Raw genomic sequence first — 15,205 nt, 5'->3', positions numbered from 1 at the left:
ACCGAACGGCTGGTGAGTCAGCCGAGGGCGACCTCGACCTGGCCGTCTCGCACGCGCACCCGGTGCACGGGGACTGAGACCGACGGGTCGTCCAGGCAGGCGCCGGTGCGCAGGTCGAACACCTGCTTGTACATCGGCGACGCCACCGTCGGGGCGTTCCCGCGGGTGCCGACGAGCCCGCGGGCCAGCACGTACGCGCCGCTGAACGGGTCACGGTGGCCGACCGCGTGCAGGCTGCCGTCGAACAGCCGGAACACCGCGACCTGGACGCCGTCCACCAGCGCCGCCACCCCACGCTCGGGCAGCAGGTCGTCGAACGCGCAGATCGGCGTCCACGCGTCCGCGGTGGCGGTGCCGGTTGTTGCAGTGGCAGTAATGGTGGGGGCATCGGTGCCGGTCGTGGCGGGGGTCGGGTTGCCGAGGGTGGCGGTCATCGGGGGAGCACCTCCAGGCGGGGGCCGGCCACCAGCACGGCACCGGGGCGGTCGGCGTCGGCGGCGGTCGCCGGGCGCGGCTGCCCGCGCTCGACCACGTACGCCAGCGACGGGTCGGGGGAGTCGGGCGCGTTCACGAACGCGGCGAACCGGCGCAGCTTCTCCGGGTCCTCCAGCGTCGCCCGCCACTCGTCGGTGTAGCCCTCGACGTGCGCCGTCATCGCCGCGTCCAGGTCGGCGCCGATGCCCAGGGAGTCCTCGAGCACGACGGCGCGCACGTGCGCCAGGCCGCCCTCGATCTCCTCCAGCCACGGTGCGGTGCGCTGCAGCCGGTCGGCGGTGCGCACGTAGTAGACGAGGAACCGGTCGATCGTCCGCACCAGCGTCTCGGTGTCCAGGTCCTCGGCCAGCAGCTGCGCGTGCCGCGGGGTGAACCCGCCGTTGCCACCCACGTAGACGTTCCACCCCTTGTCGGTGGCGATCACCCCGACGTCCTTGCCGCGCGCCTCCGCGCACTCCCGCGCGCAGCCGGACACCCCCAGCTTGATCTTGTGCGGCGATCGCAGCCCCCGGTACCGCAGCTCCAGCGCCACCGCGAGCGCGACGGAGTCCTGCACCCCGTAGCGGCACCACGTCGACCCGACGCACGACTTCACCGTGCGCAACGCCTTCCCGTAGGCGTGCCCCGACTCGAACCCGGCGTCCACCAGGCGCTGCCAGATCGCCGGCAGCAGCTCCATCCGCGCGCCGAACAGGTCGATCCGCTGCCCGCCGGTGATCTTCGTGTACAGCCCGAAGTCACGGGCGACCTCGCCGATCGCGATCAGCCCCTCCGGCGTGATCTCCCCACCGGGCACCCGCGGCACCACCGAGTAGGTGCCGTCCTTCTGGATGTTGGCCATCACGTGGTCGTTGGTGTCCTGCAGCGCGGCCCGCTCGCCGTCCAGCACGTGCCGGCCGTCCAGGCTCGCCAGGATCGAGGCCACCACCGGCCGGCAGATGTCGCACCCCCGCCCGCGGCCGTGCCGGGCCACCAGCGCGCTGAAGCTGGTGATCCCGGTGACCCGCACGATGTCGAACAGCTGCGCCCGGCTCACGTCGAAGTGCTCGCACAGCGCCCGGCTCACGCTGACCCCGGCGGCCTCCAGCTCGGCGGTGACCAGCTTCTTCACCAGCGGCAGGCACGACCCGCAGCTGGTGCCCGCCCTCGTGCACGCCTTCACCGCACCGAGGTCGGTGCAGTCACCGCACCGAACGGCGTCCCGGATCGTGCCCGCGGACACGTTGTTGCAGGAGCACACCGCAGCGTCGTCGGGCAGCTCGGCCGAGGCCGGCCCGCCCTCCGCGCCCTCCGGCAGCAGCCAGGCCGCCGGGTCACCGCCCAGCTCGCGGCCGACCAGCGGTCGCAGCCCGGCGTAGGCCGTGGCGTCGCCGACCAGGATCCCGCCGAGCAGCGTCCGGGCGTCGTCGGAGAGCACCAGCTTCTTGTAGACCCCGGCCACCGGGTCGCCGTAGACCACCGACAGCGCCCCCGGGGTGGTGCCGAACGCGTCACCGAAGCTCGCGACGTCGACCCCGAGCAGCTTCAGCTTCGTGGACAGGTCCGCGCCCGGGAACTCCGCGGCGCCGCCGAGCAGCCGGTCGGCGACCACCTCGGCCATCGTGTAGCCCGGCGCCACCAGGCCGTAGGTCCGCCCGTCGACGGCGGCGACCTCGCCGATCGCGAACACCGCCGGGTCCTCGCTGCGGCAGCCCGCGTCGACCAGCACCCCGCCGCGCGGCCCCACCGGCAGCCCGGCGGTGCGGGCCAGCTCGTCGCGCGGGCGCACGCCGGCGGCGAAGACCACCACGTCGACGTCCAGCTGCTCCAGCCCGGTCGCCGACCCCACCGCGGCGTGCATCCGGCCCACCCGGCCGTCGCGGCCCGCGGTCAGCTTCGCCGTCGCCGTCCCCGCGTGGACGCGCACGCCCAGCGCGCCGACCAGCCGGGCCAGCGCCTCGCCGCCGCCGTCGTCGACCTGCAGCGGCATCAGCCGCGGCGCGAACTCGACCACCGAGGTGTCGACGCCGAGGGCGGTGAGCGCACCGGCGGCCTCCAGGCCGAGCAGCCCGCCGCCGACGACGGCGCCGGTGACGGTGCGGGGCAGCTCCCGCTGCCGGTCGGTCACGTACTGGCGCAGCGCCGCGACGTCGTCGATGGTCCGGTACACGAAGCAGCCGGCGAGGTCCCGGCCCTCGACCGGCGGCACGAACGCCGACGAGCCGGTCGCCAGCACCAGCGCGTCGTAGCGCAGCTCCCGCCCCGTGGCCGTGGTGACCCGCTGCGCGGCCCGGTCGACGGCGGTCACCTGCTCGCCGCGGCGCAGCGTGACGCCCGGCGTCTCCCACAGCTCGGGCTGCCCCAGGGACAGGTCCTCGGGGTCGCGGCCGGAGAAGTAGGAGGTCAGCGCCACCCGGTCGTAGGGCGCGCGGGGCTCCTCGGCCAGCACGGTGACCTGCCAGCCGGCGGGGCCGACCCCGCCCCGGTCCACCAGCGCCTCCACCAGGCGGTGGGCGACCATGCCCCCGCCGACGACGACCAGCTGACGGGGACCTGGGTTGCTCACGATCACGCTGCTCCTCCGCGGGCGGCGGTGGGCCGGCCGGCCCGCCGCTGGCGGGAAAGCTAGGCAGCGCGTGTTACCCCCGGCCGCGCGCCGCGTTACGCGGCGGCAAGGTGGACCGCACAGCGGAACGGGCCCGGGCGTGAGGGCGCGGTCAGCGCTGGAGCCCGGACCCGAAGTCGCCGAAGGGCTGGGTCGGCGGGGCCGGGACGGGGGCACGGGCGACCGGTGCGCCCGTGGCGTCGAGCACCCGCACCGACCGGGCGCCCTGCGGCAGCACGGTCACGGCGCCGCCCCCCGCGAGCGGCAGCGACGTCAGCACCTGCTCGCCGTCGTCGAGCACCTCCGCCACGGTCCCCGCGGCAGGTGCGGTGACGACCAGCCACTGGAGGCCGTCGGCCCAGCGGAGTCCGGGCGGCTCGACGTCGCAGACCCGGACGATGGTCAGCGTGGCCGGGTCGGTGCTGCCCGCGGGCGTCTGGGTGCCGCAGGTGACCGCGCCACCGCCGCCCCCGGCCCAGGTGGTCACCACCAGGGAGCCCCCCGGGCTGCGGGCCAGCACGACGACCACCGATCCGGGTCCGGTGCTGAGCGGCAGCTCGCCGTTCCACAGCAGCTCCGGCTGTAGCTGGGCCGGCTCGACGCCCAGCGGCACGGCCACCCCGACCAGTGCCGCGGCGAGCACCCGCCCGTCGGCCGGGCCGGCGGTGGGGCGCAGCGAGGTCAGCTCGGGCAACGGGACCGTGCGGCCCGGCCGGTCGCCGGGCCAGTCGACGGCCGAACGGTGCACCACCCGTCCCTCGCGCGTGACCCGGACGCTGATGGCCGGCCCGTCCTCCGTGGTGCTGGCCGGCACGACCGCCACCCCGTCGACGGTCTCCACGGGCGTGTAGCGGCGGCCCACGGTGCCGCGGGGCCCGACCAGCAGCCGGTCGGACACCTCCACGACGTCCTCCCGCCCGGCCAGCACGACGAGCGACGCCGGCCCCGGGCCACCCAGCAGGAGGGACAACGGCCGGCTCTCGCCGAGCCCGCGGGGCACGTGCGGGGTCAGCTCCGACGGCGGCGCGCCGACCGGGCCGGTCAGCCACACCCCGCGGAAGTCCTCCAGCACGGTGCCGACGACCAGCACCGCCCGGCCGGACGGGGTGTCCCCGGCGAAGACGACGGTCCGGTCGGCCACCCGCGGCGCCTCCATCGACCCCCAGCCGGCTTGCTGGGCAGCGGCGAGGAACGCCGGGTCGCCGACGAGGGAGCCGCGGGCCGGGCCGGTCAGCACGGGTACGGGGGGCAGTGGGTCGGCCGGTGCCGCGGGCTCGGCGGCGGTGGCCGCGTCCGCCGACGGCGCGGGCACCGGTGCCGGCCGGTCCAGCGTAACCACGCCGGCCACGAGCAGGCCGGCGAGCACCACCGCGCCGAGCGCCCGCCGGCGCCGTCCGGCACGCCGGGACCCGACGTCCGCGACGGCCTGCGGCCCGTCCAGCCGCCACCGGCCGGGCGCCGTGGCGAGCCGGGCCAGGGCGTCGTGCAGCCGCTGCTCGTCGGACACCGGGTGCGCCGGCCGGTACGGGTCGGGCCGGACCGCGGGACGCAGCTGCGCGACGCCGCGGGCGACCTCGGCCGCGGCGGTCGGCACCGGGCAGCCCAGCTGGGCCGCGACCGACGCCTCGTCGAGCCCGTCGTGGTGCCGGAGCACGACGGCGGCCCGGGTGCGGTGCGGCAGCTCCCGCAGCGCCCGGGCCAGCTCGTCGTCCACCGCGGCAGCGGGCTGGTCGGGCACCTCTCCGACGACCTCCCCGCCGGCCGGCCGCCAGGAGTCGCGCCGCGTGGCCCGGGTGACCAGCGCCCGGCGGGCGGTGCCCAGCGGATCGGCCGGAGGCCCGGTCGCCGACGACATGGCCCGGCGGGTGCGCACCAGGGCGGCCTGGACGAGCTCCTCGGCGTCGAGCCGGTCACCGGTGAGCAGCAGGGCCGTGCCGAGCAGGTCGTGCCGGTGCGCGGCGACGAACTCCGCGAACCCGTCCTGCCCGTCCACCCCGTCTCCTCCGACAGCGGTCAGCCGGCCGCGGCGGCGAGCCGGCCGAAGCCCTCGTCCAGCGACACCGCGGGCCGCCAGCCCAGCGCCTCGCGGGTGCGGCGCTGGTCGAACCAGTGCGCGGTGGCCAGCTGCTCGGCGAGGAAGCGGGTGAGCGGGGGAGTGTCCCGGCGGCCGGTCAACCGCCAGACGCCCTCGACGGCGACGCCGGCCGCCCAGGCGAGGGGGAACGGGACGTGCCGGGACGGGCCCGGGACCCCGGCGGCCCGGCACAGCCGGTGCAGCACCTCGGCGACCGGCCGGGGCTCGCCGTTGGAGACCACCAGCGCCTCCCCGTGCACCGGCCCGCACGCGTCGACCGCAGCGACGAGCGCGGCGGCGGCGTTGTCGACGTAGGTGGTGTCGATCAGCGCCGCCCCCGTGCCGATCACCGGCAGCCGGCCGGCGCGCGCCCGGGCCACGATCCGCTCGACCATCTGCGGGTCGCCCGGCCCCCACACCAGGTGCGGGCGGACGGCGAGCACGGCCAGCGACGCGGAGTCCGCCGCGAGGGCCGCCTGCTCGGCCAGCGCCTTCGAGCGGGCGTAGCTGCCGCGGGCCCGCACCGGGTCGGCCGGCCCGGCGCCTTCCCCGGCCAGCGCTGCGCCCGCGTGCGCCACCGACGGCGAGGAGACGTGCACCAGCCGCCCGACGCCCGCCGCCTGGCAGGCGTCGACCACCGACCGGGTGCCTTCGACGTTGGCCCGCTGGTACTCCGCCCACGGCCCGACGACGTCGACCTTGGCGGCCAGGTGCACGACAGCGTCGTGCCCGGAGACGGCGCGGGCCACCGCGTCGGCGTCGGCGACGTCGGCGAGCACCTCCGCGCACGGCAGCCCGGCCGGGCGGCGCTGCAGCACGGTCACCTCGTCGCCGCGCTCGACCAGCGCCGTGGCGGTGGCCCGGCCGAGCATCCCGCTCGCGCCGGTGACCAGCACCTTCACCGCGGCATCACGCCCCGGGACGGCGCAGGCCGGTGCGCGAGCCGGCGAGCAGCCGGGCGGCCTGCCGCGCGACCTCGGCCCGGTCGACCTTGGACTGGTGCCGGATGTCCACCGGCAGCCGGCGCGCGGTGAGCACCGCGGCCACCCGCACCGCCGCCCGTTCCCGGACCGCCTCGGTGAGCTCGTCGTCCGCCAGCTGCAGCGCCGGTCGCCGAGCGTCCCGCCCGGCGGGCACCACCACGACGACGAGCGCCTGGGTGCCGGCCGGCCCGATCCCGACGGCGGCGGCCGCGGCCACCTCGGGCAGCTGCTCGACCCGCTGCTCGACGCCCACCGGGGTGACCGGTCCGGCGGCGGTGGTGACCACGTGCGGCAACCGGCCCTCGATCCACAGCCGGCCGTCGGCGTCCAGGTGCCCGACGTCGCCGGTGCGGTGCCAGCCGGCGTCGCGGGAGGAGAGCCGCTCGGTGATCCACAGCGCGTCGTAGCGGTCCTTGACGTGCGCGCCCCGCACGCAGACCTCGCCGGTGACGCCCGGTGCGGTGCCCAGCGGGCCGACGGCCGCACCGGTGGCGTCCAGCGGGCTGACCCGCACCTCGACCCCGGGCAGCGGCCGGCCCACGCAGACGCCGTCCGGCAGCCCGCCCGCTTCCTGCTCGGCGGCCTCGATCCCGGCCAGCGAGACGTCGGTGACCGGCAGCGCCTCGGTCATCCCGTAGGGCGTGTGCGCCTCCGCGGCGGGCAGCACGTCCCGCAGCGCGCGCAGCAGCGAGGACGGCACCGGGGCACCCGCCGACATCACCAGCCGGACCCGGCCCAGGGCGCCCCGCTGGGCGTCGGTGAGCTCGGCGGCGGTGGCCACCACCCGGCGCAGCGCCGCGGGCGCGGCGAACACCACCGTGGCGTCCACAGCGGCGACGGCGTCGGCGAGGGCCGGAGCGGTGAGCGTGCCCGGCGCGGTGACGTCGATGTCCGGCACTGCGGAGGCGATCCCCAGCGCCGGCCCGAGGATGGCGAACGGCGCGAAGGCGGCGACGAAGCGGTCGTCCGCGGTCAGCCCGTAGGCCTCCCGCACCAGCGCGATCTGGGCGACGACCTGCGCCTGCGTGTAGACCACGCCCTTGGCCGGGCCGGTGGCGCCGGAGGTGAACAGCACCGCCCGGTCGTCGGTGGCGGTGGACTCGTCGGGGACCGGCCCGGTGGCGCGGCCGAGCCGCTCCAGCTCCGTCAGGTCGTGGTCGACGCCCAGCGCGCGGCGGGCGGTCGCGGGCAGCCGGCCGGCGGCGATCCGCAGCCCGGGCAGGCCCATGGCCCGCGCGGCGGCCAGGCCGCGCGCGGTGCCGATGACGGCATCGACCGACGCCCCGCGCAGCGCCCGGCGCATACCGGCCACGCCCAGGCCACGGTCGACGACGACGATCGCGCCGCCGGCCCGCCACACCGCGTACACCGATGCGGTGAGGTCGGCGGAGGGCTCCACCAGCAGTGCGACGCGATGACCTGGCTGCACCCCGGCGGCGCGCAGCCCCGCGGCGAGCGCCTCGACCCGGTGGTGTAGGGCCGCCCAGCTCACGGTGCCGCCGCCGACCGTGTTGCCTCCCACCGTGACCACCGCGGGCGAGTCGTCGTCGGCCCGTTCGGTGAGCGCCGACCACGGCCGCCGGTCGGCGGGGACCGCCGGCCGGGGCAGCGCGGGAACCGGGGGCGCGTCGAGGTCGGCGACGAACTGGGCGACGGCGGCGGCGTAGCGGGGTGCGTCCTCCGGCAGCAGGTGCGAGGCACCCTCGAACCGGTGCACCTCCGCATGCGGCAGCCGGGAGCGCAGGTCGGTCAGGTACCGCTCGCCGAACACCGGGTCGCGCGGGCCCCACATCAGCAGCGCCGGGACGTCGAGGTCGCGGATGCCCTCCGCGATCGCCTCCTGGTCCGGCCGGGAGGGGTGGTCGGGGGCGAACGGGATGTCGGCGACGAAGTCACCGACCGAGCCCCGCCGGCCCGCCCCGCGGTACGGGGCGGCGAAGGCGTTCCGCACCCCGGCCGGCAGCGGCGGCCAGGACAGCGCCGTCGTGGCCCGGACGAACAGCGGCGTCCCGACGGTGACCGCGCCCCGCACCCCGGGCAGGTCGGCCGCCCGGATCAGCGCCGGCCCGGTGTCGCCCTCGGGCATGGCGACCGCGGTGTTGGTGAGCACCACGCCGCGCAGCTGGTCGCGGTGCGCCAGCGCCCAGCCGAGGGAGAGGATGCCGCCCCAGTCGTGGCCGACCGTGACCACCGGCCCGGTCACGCCGAGCGCGGCGGTGAGGTCGCCGAGGTCGGCGACCCGCTCGGCCAGGGACCGGGGGGCGGTGAGCCGTGCGGAGAAGCCCATGCCCAGGTGGTCGGGGGCGATCACCCGCCAGCCGGGCGGTGCCGCGGCCAGCAGCCGCCGCCACAGGTAGGACCAGGTCGGGTTCCCGTGGACGCACACCAGGGTGCCCACCGGCTCCCGGACGCCGTTGTCCAGCACGTGCCACTCGTGCTTCGCCCCGGTGGCGTCGGCCACGGTCAACCGACGCGACCAGGCGGGGTCCAGCCCGGGCAGGCCCTTCGGGAGAGCAGGGTTCGTGGTCAGCGGGGCCGGACCGCTCACCAGGCGATCTCCATGCACGAGGCGTTGAGCCCCGAGCCGATCCCCATCAGCAGCACGCGGTCGCCGTCGACCAGCGAGTCGGCGTCGGAGGCGAGGGTGAACGGCACCGACGCCGGGCCGAGGTTGCCGCGGGTCGGGAACGTCTGCGGCACCCGGGCGGGGTCGACGCCGAACCGGTCGCACATCGCCTGGGTGTGCACCTTGGAGACCTGGTGCATCACGTAGCGGTCCATGCCGCGCTGCCAGTCGAACTCGCCGGCCGCCTCCTCCCACATGTCGGCCGACAGCGCGATCCCGGCGTCCAGCAGGCCCTTGAGGTCGGTGTCCATCTGCTCGTTGTCGCCGGTGCACAGCTCGTGGTGCTCGGTGCCCGCCCGGCTCACCGAGCCGACCACCCGGTGCCCCTCGGGGTGCCGGTCGCTGCGGCCCAGCACCATCGCCGCCGCGCCGGAGCCCAGCGTCAGGGTGGCGAACTGGTCGATCACGTCGCGGGAGCGGGTGCCCGGGCCCTGCAGCCGCGCGATGGTGCGCTCCTGCACCTTCTGCGAGTCCTCGCCGTTCACGATCAGCGCGTACTCGATGAAGCCGGAGTCGATCATCGCGGCGGCCAGCTCGATGCCGTTGACGAAGCCGAGGCAGGCGTTGGTGATGTCGAAGTTCTTGCACGACCGGGGCAGGTCCAGTGCGTGGTGCACGGCGACGGCGGTCGAGGGCTCCAGGTGCTGGCGGCTGACCGAGGTGTTCACCATCAGCCCGATCGCCGCGGGGTCGACGCCGCTCTCGCTGATCGCCTTGGCGCCGGCCATGGCCGCGCCGTCGACGAAGGTGACGCCGTCGGCCCACCAGCGGCGCTCCGTGATCCCGGCCAGGCGCTCGAGCAGCCCGGGTCGGAGGCGCACGCGCTGGTAGGTGTCCAGCAGCTGCTCGTCGATCGCGTCGGAGGTGATCACCTGGGTCGCGTCCGCCGTCTGCACCGTCAGCACGCTGGTGTTGCTGAACCGGTGGGTGGCATTGCCGCTCATGGGCGGGCTCCAGTCCTGAGGAGGGCTGACTCCTGGTGTCTCTCCGCCCTGTTCGGCTCCAGTTCTACCCCCGTCAGCCCGCGGTATTCGCTCTCGCCCCCTGCGACGGGGAGCACAGCGGGTGTGGACGGCGCCGGACCGGGCACCGTCGACCGGTGGGCACCCGACGCGGCGAGCGGCTGCGGTTCGACGGCTGGATCCTCGGCACCGGCACCACCTCCGGCACCCGGCTGGTGGTCGGCCACTGGCCCCGCTCGCCCCTCGGCCCGGTCTCCGACGTCATGGTGCAGCGGCCCGACGGCCATCGGGTGCTGCTGGCGCAGACCGCCGAGCTCGCCGACGTCGTCGCCGCCACGTACACCTTCGACGACGTCCGGGTGGTCGACGTCACCGTGCGCCGCCCGGACCCGGACACGTGGGCGGTGCGCGCCGGGCCGCTCGACCTGGAGCTGCGCACCGGCCGCCGGCCCGCGCTGGGATGGCTGCTGCGTGCGGTGCCGCCTCCGCTGGCCCGCACCCCGGCGTGGGTCGGGCTGCTCGACCGGCCGGCGCGGGTGCTCACCGGGCTGCGCACCACCGGCTCGGCCGGCAACGGGCGCACCGAGTGGTACGGCGTGCAGGACCTGCGCGCCCTCGGCGCCGTCCGGGCGTCCTGGGACGGCGCCCCGCTGGGCGGCCGCGCGCCGGTGCACCCACCGGTGACCTTCGGCTTCGGCTCGGTGCCGCGGGACCCCGCGGTCGTCCGGGTGACGACGACGCTCGCCCTCCCGTGACGCTGGCCGTCCCGTGATGCTCGTCGCCCGGGGAGCGGGGGACGACGTGGCGGGCAACGATGGACCGATGGGGCCGGGACCGGCGCCCGCATGCCGAAGTGTGGAGGAGTGCCGGTGACCGACTCTGCCGTCGACCGTGCCGGGCAGCGCCCGGCCGAGCCGCCGGAGGGCGCCGACCCGAACCGCTGGCACGCGCTGTGGGTGACCCTCGTCGTCGGGTTCATGACCCTGCTCGACGTGAGCATCGTCTCGGTCGCGCTGCCGTCCCTGCAGGAGGACCTGGGCGCCTCCGCCTCCGCCGTGCAGTGGGTCGTCTCCGGCTACGCGCTGACCTTCGCGCTGGCGCTGGTGCCCGCCGGCCGGCTGGGCGACGCGTTCGGCCGACGCCGGATGTTCCTGATCGGCCTGGTCGCCTTCGTGGTGTGCAGCGCGGCGGCCGGCGCGGCGCCCGGCATCGAGCTGCTGATCGTCGCCCGGCTGTTGCAGGGGGTGGCCGCCGGCTGCCTCGCACCGCAGAACTCCGCGCTCATCCAGCAGCTGTTCCGCGGGCCGGAGCGGGGCCGGGCGTTCGGGTTCTTCGGCGCCACCGTCGGCATCTCCACCGCCGTCGGCCCGGTCGTCGGCGGTGCGCTGCTCGCGCTGGCGTCCGGCCCGGGCGGCTGGCGCTGGATCTTCTACGTCAACGTGCCCATCGGCGTGGTCGCCTTCGTGCTCGCCCTCCGGCTGCTGCCCCGCCCGACCAGCCGCGGGCACGGCCGGATCGACGTCGTCGGCGTCGGTCTGCTGGGCGCCGGTGCGCTCGCCCTGCTGCTGCCGCTGGTGGAGGCGGAGTCCGGCGGGCTGACCCGGCTGTGGTGGCTGTTCCCGATCGGGGCGGTCCTGCTGGTGTCCTTCGTGCTGTGGGAGCGCCGGGTGGTGCGCGGTGCGGGTGAGCCGATCTTCGACCCGCGCCTGGTCACCGCCACCCGCGGCTACGGCCCCGGGATCGCGCTGGGCACGGTCTACTTCGTCGGCTTCAGCGGCATCTGGCTTGTCTTCGCGCTGTTCTTCCAGACCGGGCTGGGCTGGACGCCGCTGCAGTCGGGACTGGCGGTGACGCCGTTCGCCATCGGCTCGGCGTCGGCCGCGGTGATCGCCGGCCGCCTGGTCGAGCGCTACGGCCGGGCGCTGACGGTGTTCGGGCTCAGCGGCGTCGCCGTGGGGCTCACCGGGACGGCGGCGGTGCTGCTGCTGGCACCGTCGGACATGAGCGGGTGGGCGACCGCCCCGACGCTGCTGCTGGCCGGCATCGGCGGGGGCTTCGTCATCTCGCCGAACGTCACCCTCACGCTCCGCGACGTCCCGGTCCGGATGGCCGGCTCGGCCGGCGGGGGGCTGCAGACCTTCCAGCGCTTCGGCGGCGCGATCGGCACCGCGGCGCTGCCCGGGCTCTTCTACCTCGTGCTCGGCTCCACGGAGCAGGACTACCCGCGCGCGGCGGCCGCGGCGCTGGGCATTGCCGTCGTCGGGTCGCTCGCGGCGCTGGTGATCGGCTTCCTGGACTGGCGGCACGACCGGCGTGACGAGGGCCGGGAGGCGGCCCGGGCCGCGGCTGAACGCCGACCGGACGGCGCCGCCCCCGGGGACGACGGCGGGGACGGGCCCGAGGTGGCGGACGAGTACGGGCGGGTGCACGCCCACGGCCACGCCACCCACGGCTGACCCGCGCAGATCCCGGCGTGGCGGCCCGGCAGCTGAGGCGCGGCGGCCCGGCGGCTGAGCGGAGTCCCCGGGGACGGCCGCCTGACCGGCCGTCCCCGGGCCCTACCTCGGTCCTGCGCTCGGGCTCAGGAGTCCCGCTCGCCCGGGGCCGTGGCCGCCGCGTTGGCCACGAAGGTGGCCGGCTGCCCGGGGGCCCGGTCCTCCCCGGACGGCCGGGGCACGGGCGGCAGCCCCGCCGGGTGGGCGTGGCCCCACTCCTTCTCCACGTCGGCCAGCAGCGCCTCCAGGTAGGCCCGCAGCTGGGTGCGGGTCGCCTGCCCGAACGCGCGCAGGTAGGCGATCTGCTCCTGCAGCTGTTCGGTCTCCGGCTGCCCCACGGCCGGGCGGGGTGCCTCGCCGACGACCCGGGTCGCGGCCTCCTGCGCGGCCTGGATGATCGCGCCGGCCTTGTCCCGCGCCTGACCGAGGTGCTCCTCGTACTGGGCGCGGGCCTCCGCGGTCATCTGCCGGCTGAACTCCTCCGCCTCGGCGACGTAGGCGTCGGCGGTGCGCTGGGCGGTCGCCAGGATGCCGACCGCCTGGTCGCTGGGGGCGGGCCGGTCGGCGGCCTCGGTCAGCTGCCCCTCCAGCCGGTCGAGCTGGGCGCGCAGCTGGTCGTTCTCCCCGCTCAGCCGGGCCACCTCCTCGGCGACCAGGCCGACGAAGCCGTCGACCTCCGCCTCGGTGTAGCCCGGGTGCAGCAGGGAGCCGTGCGAGAAGCGCGCGCTGCGCACGTCGTCCGGCGTGAGCCGGTGGTCGGGGCCACCGGACCCGGGTGCCTGCTCGCTGGTGGTCATTCGGTCACCTTCCCGTCGAGGGTCGGGCTCTGTCGGCTGGCGGCGAAGACCTCGGTGCGGATCCGGCCCATCGCCAGACCCGCGGCGTGCAGCCGGGTCACGGTGTCCTCGACCATGGGCGGGTTGCCCGCCACGTAGGCGTCCCGCCCGGTCCACGGGCCGTGCCGCAGGACGACGTCGGCGACGTCACCGTGCTCCACGGTCGAGGTCTTGTCATGGGAGACGGCCTCGGTCACCGTCAGCCAGGGGTTCTCCTGGGTCAGCCGGTGCAGGTCGGCGCGGTCGTAGAGGTCCTCCTCGGTGCGGGCACCGACGAACAGGTCGACGCGGCGGGCCGGGCCGGAGCGGGCGACCTGGTCGACGACCGCCTTCAGCGGCGCCAGCCCGGTGCCCCCGGCCACCAGCAGCAGGTCCCGGTCGGAGTCGGTGTCCAGGCTCAGCCGTCCCACCGGCGGCCCCAGTCGCACCACCTCGCCAACGCGGGCCAGCCGCACCAGCGCGGTGCTCAGCGGGCCGCCGTCCCGCGCCTTGACGTGCAGCTCCAGGGAGCCGTCCGGGCGTGGTGCGTTCGCGGGGGAGTACCACCGCCACAGCCGGGGCCGCAGGTCGGACTCGACCGAGAGCGCCTGCCCCGGGAGGTAGTCCAGCCGCTGGCGCGGGGCCAGGGTCAGCACGGCCACGTCGATGGTGCGCCGCTCGTGGGCCACCACCTCCGCCTCCCACCACGGCGGCTGGTCGTCGGCCTCGTCGGCGGCCTCCAGCATCACCTGCGCGATCAGCTGGTAGGCCGCGGTCCAGTCGGCGGCCAGCGCCTCGTCCCACTCGTCGTCGAAGTGCTCGAGCGTGGCCAGCAGGCTCGCGCCGACCGCCGGGTAGTGCGCGGCGACCGCCCCGAACTTCCGGTGGTCGCGGCCCAGCTGCTGCAGGATCGGCACCAGCGAGTCCAGGTCGTCGACCCGCGCCACCACCTCGCCCAGCGCGGCGAAGAGCCGGTCGCGCTGGTGCGCCATCGAGACCGGGAACATCTCCCGGGTCTCGGGGTGGGTCAGGAACAGGTGCGAGTAGAACCACAGCGGCACGTCGTCGCCGTGCGCGGCGGCCTTGGCGAAGCTGGCCCGCATCGCGGGGATGTCCACAGGCGTCTCCTCGGCGCGCCGGCTCAGCCGGCCGGTGCGGGCTCGGTGACGATCTCGTCGCGGTGCGCGCCGAGCGCGGCACCGACCTGGCCGATGTCCTCGCCGGAGACACCCAGCTCGGTGAGGGTGTCGACCAGGTGGCCGACCACCCGGTCGAAGGCGTCGCCGGTGATGGCGAGGTCGCCGTGGCCCTCGGCCAGCTCACGGCCGGAGTACTCCACCGGGCCGCCGGTGACCTGCACCAGCAGCGCGGTCTGGTGGCGGCGCAGCTGGGGCATGTCCACGCCCTCGAACCATCCGGTGAGCTCCGGGTCGGCCACCACCCGCTCGTAGAAGTCGTCGACCGCGGTGCGGATGCCGACGTCGTTGCCCAGTCGCTCGTAGAGCGTCATCGCAGAGTTCCCCCGTCCTCCCCCGTGAACGGACACACCGGACGCCGGACCGGAGCCGGCGCCGCCCGGGCCGGTGGCAGGTCGCCACGGCCCGGACCCTGCCCACTCTGTCGGCACCGGCGGCGCCGTGCCACTCGAGGTGGCCCACGGGTGGGGCGGGGCCGCGACGGCCGTCAGTGCAGGGGCACGACGCGGTCGGCGACGTCGTCGAGCGGGTCGAGCTGCAGCACCGTGGTCGCCTCGGCCAGCCCGGCTGCGGGCCAGCCGACGGTGACGGTCAGCCGGCCGTCGTTCGGCAGCGCACCGGCCCACCAGGACCCCTCCGAGCGGAACGAGTCGGCGCCGCCGCTGGAGGTGGGACCGACCGGGTCGGCGGGCCCGGTCACGCCGTCGACGGTGAGGGTGACCAGCAGGCCGGACCACGGCTGCGGCTCCCCGTCGCGGCGGGGGAAGGTGCGCCGTCCGGCGGCCTCGGCCTGCACGCCCGTGGCGCGGACCACGATCGGCAGGTGCAGGCCGCCGGGGTGGGCGAACACGCACCGCAGCCCGGCGGCGATGCCGGGGGAGCGCGCCAGCAGCACCGGGCCGTGCACCACGACGCCGAGCACCACGGGGCCGAGGGCGTCGGGCGCGGGGGTGGCGGGCCAGCGGGGCACCTGCC

General features: G+C 76.7%; 12 protein-coding genes. 2 read left to right on the top strand and 10 right to left on the bottom strand.

Translation table 11 applies throughout. The features are described 5' to 3' along the window. Positions 1-17: 17 nt before the first annotated feature. From nirD to JD78_RS07860, 6 genes are all read right to left on the bottom strand, one after another. Positions 18-434 (bottom strand): nitrite reductase small subunit NirD, encoded by a 417-nt coding sequence (gene nirD / locus JD78_RS07885; protein ID WP_153360986.1) that lies wholly within the window; start codon positions 432-434, stop codon positions 18-20. Then, positions 431-3,040, bottom strand: coding sequence for a nitrite reductase large subunit NirB (gene nirB / locus JD78_RS07880; protein WP_228395215.1), 2,610 nt, complete (start codon positions 3,038-3,040; stop codon positions 431-433). The genes nirD and nirB overlap by 4 nt, the downstream gene beginning before the upstream one ends. A gap of 151 nt (positions 3,041-3,191) precedes the next feature. Then, positions 3,192-5,072 (bottom strand): sigma factor-like helix-turn-helix DNA-binding protein, encoded by a 1,881-nt coding sequence (locus tag JD78_RS07875; protein ID WP_153360987.1) that lies wholly within the window; start codon positions 5,070-5,072, stop codon positions 3,192-3,194. 20 nt (positions 5,073-5,092) lie between these two features. Continuing rightward, entirely contained in the window at positions 5,093-6,055 is a 963-nt protein-coding gene (locus JD78_RS07870; RefSeq protein WP_153360988.1) for an NAD-dependent epimerase/dehydratase family protein, read from the bottom strand. Positions 6,056-6,062: 7 nt separating this feature from the next. Then, complete coding sequence (locus JD78_RS07865; protein WP_228395216.1) at positions 6,063-8,684, bottom strand: alpha/beta fold hydrolase; 2,622 nt, start codon at positions 8,682-8,684, stop codon at positions 6,063-6,065. Then, positions 8,681-9,706: a 3-oxoacyl-ACP synthase III gene (locus JD78_RS07860; protein ID WP_153360989.1), complete on the bottom strand. Its 1,026-nt coding sequence runs from the start codon at positions 9,704-9,706 to the stop codon at positions 8,681-8,683. Before JD78_RS07860 ends, JD78_RS07865 begins: the two co-directional genes overlap by 4 nt. Before the next feature lie 155 nt (positions 9,707-9,861). On the opposite strand from JD78_RS07860, the gene JD78_RS07855 reads away from it, so the two are divergent. Next, positions 9,862-10,479, top strand: a complete 618-nt coding sequence (locus JD78_RS07855) for a hypothetical protein (protein ID WP_153360990.1) — start codon at positions 9,862-9,864, stop codon at positions 10,477-10,479. A 114-nt stretch (positions 10,480-10,593) separates the two neighbouring features. Beyond that, positions 10,594-12,180, top strand: coding sequence for an MFS transporter (locus JD78_RS07850; protein ID WP_228395217.1), 1,587 nt, complete (start codon positions 10,594-10,596; stop codon positions 12,178-12,180). Between the two features lie 125 nt (positions 12,181-12,305). Here JD78_RS07850 and JD78_RS07845 read toward each other — a convergent pair whose 3' ends face one another. The 4 genes from JD78_RS07845 to JD78_RS07830 form a co-directional block, all read right to left on the bottom strand. Next, entirely contained in the window at positions 12,306-13,016 is a 711-nt protein-coding gene (locus JD78_RS07845; protein ID WP_153360992.1) for a DivIVA domain-containing protein, read from the bottom strand. Further along, positions 13,013-14,152 (bottom strand): globin domain-containing protein, encoded by a 1,140-nt coding sequence (locus tag JD78_RS07840; RefSeq protein ID WP_153360993.1) that lies wholly within the window; start codon positions 14,150-14,152, stop codon positions 13,013-13,015. The genes JD78_RS07845 and JD78_RS07840 overlap by 4 nt, the downstream gene beginning before the upstream one ends. Before the next feature lie 23 nt (positions 14,153-14,175). After that, positions 14,176-14,544 (bottom strand): group I truncated hemoglobin, encoded by a 369-nt coding sequence (locus JD78_RS07835; RefSeq protein WP_153360994.1) that lies wholly within the window; start codon positions 14,542-14,544, stop codon positions 14,176-14,178. Between the two features lie 173 nt (positions 14,545-14,717). Then, positions 14,718-15,200 carry a hypothetical protein gene (locus JD78_RS07830; protein ID WP_153360995.1) on the bottom strand — a complete coding sequence of 161 codons (483 nt, stop codon included), beginning with the start codon at positions 15,198-15,200 and terminating at the stop codon, positions 14,718-14,720. Positions 15,201-15,205: the final 5 nt, after the last annotated feature.

Source organism: Modestobacter roseus, assembly GCF_007994135.1.
Lineage (GTDB): Bacteria > Actinomycetota > Actinomycetes > Mycobacteriales > Geodermatophilaceae > Modestobacter > Modestobacter roseus.
This window is presented reverse-complemented; position numbering and strand designations above follow the sequence as displayed.

Excerpts from the sequence above, each read along its gene's own strand:
- nirD (WP_153360986.1), bottom strand. The coding sequence starts at position 434 with ATGACCGCCACCCTCGGCAACCCGACCCCCGCCACGACCGGCACCGAT.
- JD78_RS07835 (WP_153360994.1), bottom strand. The coding sequence starts at position 14,544 with ATGACGCTCTACGAGCGACTGGGCAACGACGTCGGCATCCGCACCGCG.
- JD78_RS07845 (WP_153360992.1), bottom strand. The coding sequence starts at position 13,016 with ATGACCACCAGCGAGCAGGCACCCGGGTCCGGTGGCCCCGACCACCGG.
- JD78_RS07860 (WP_153360989.1), bottom strand. The coding sequence starts at position 9,706 with ATGAGCGGCAATGCCACCCACCGGTTCAGCAACACCAGCGTGCTGACG.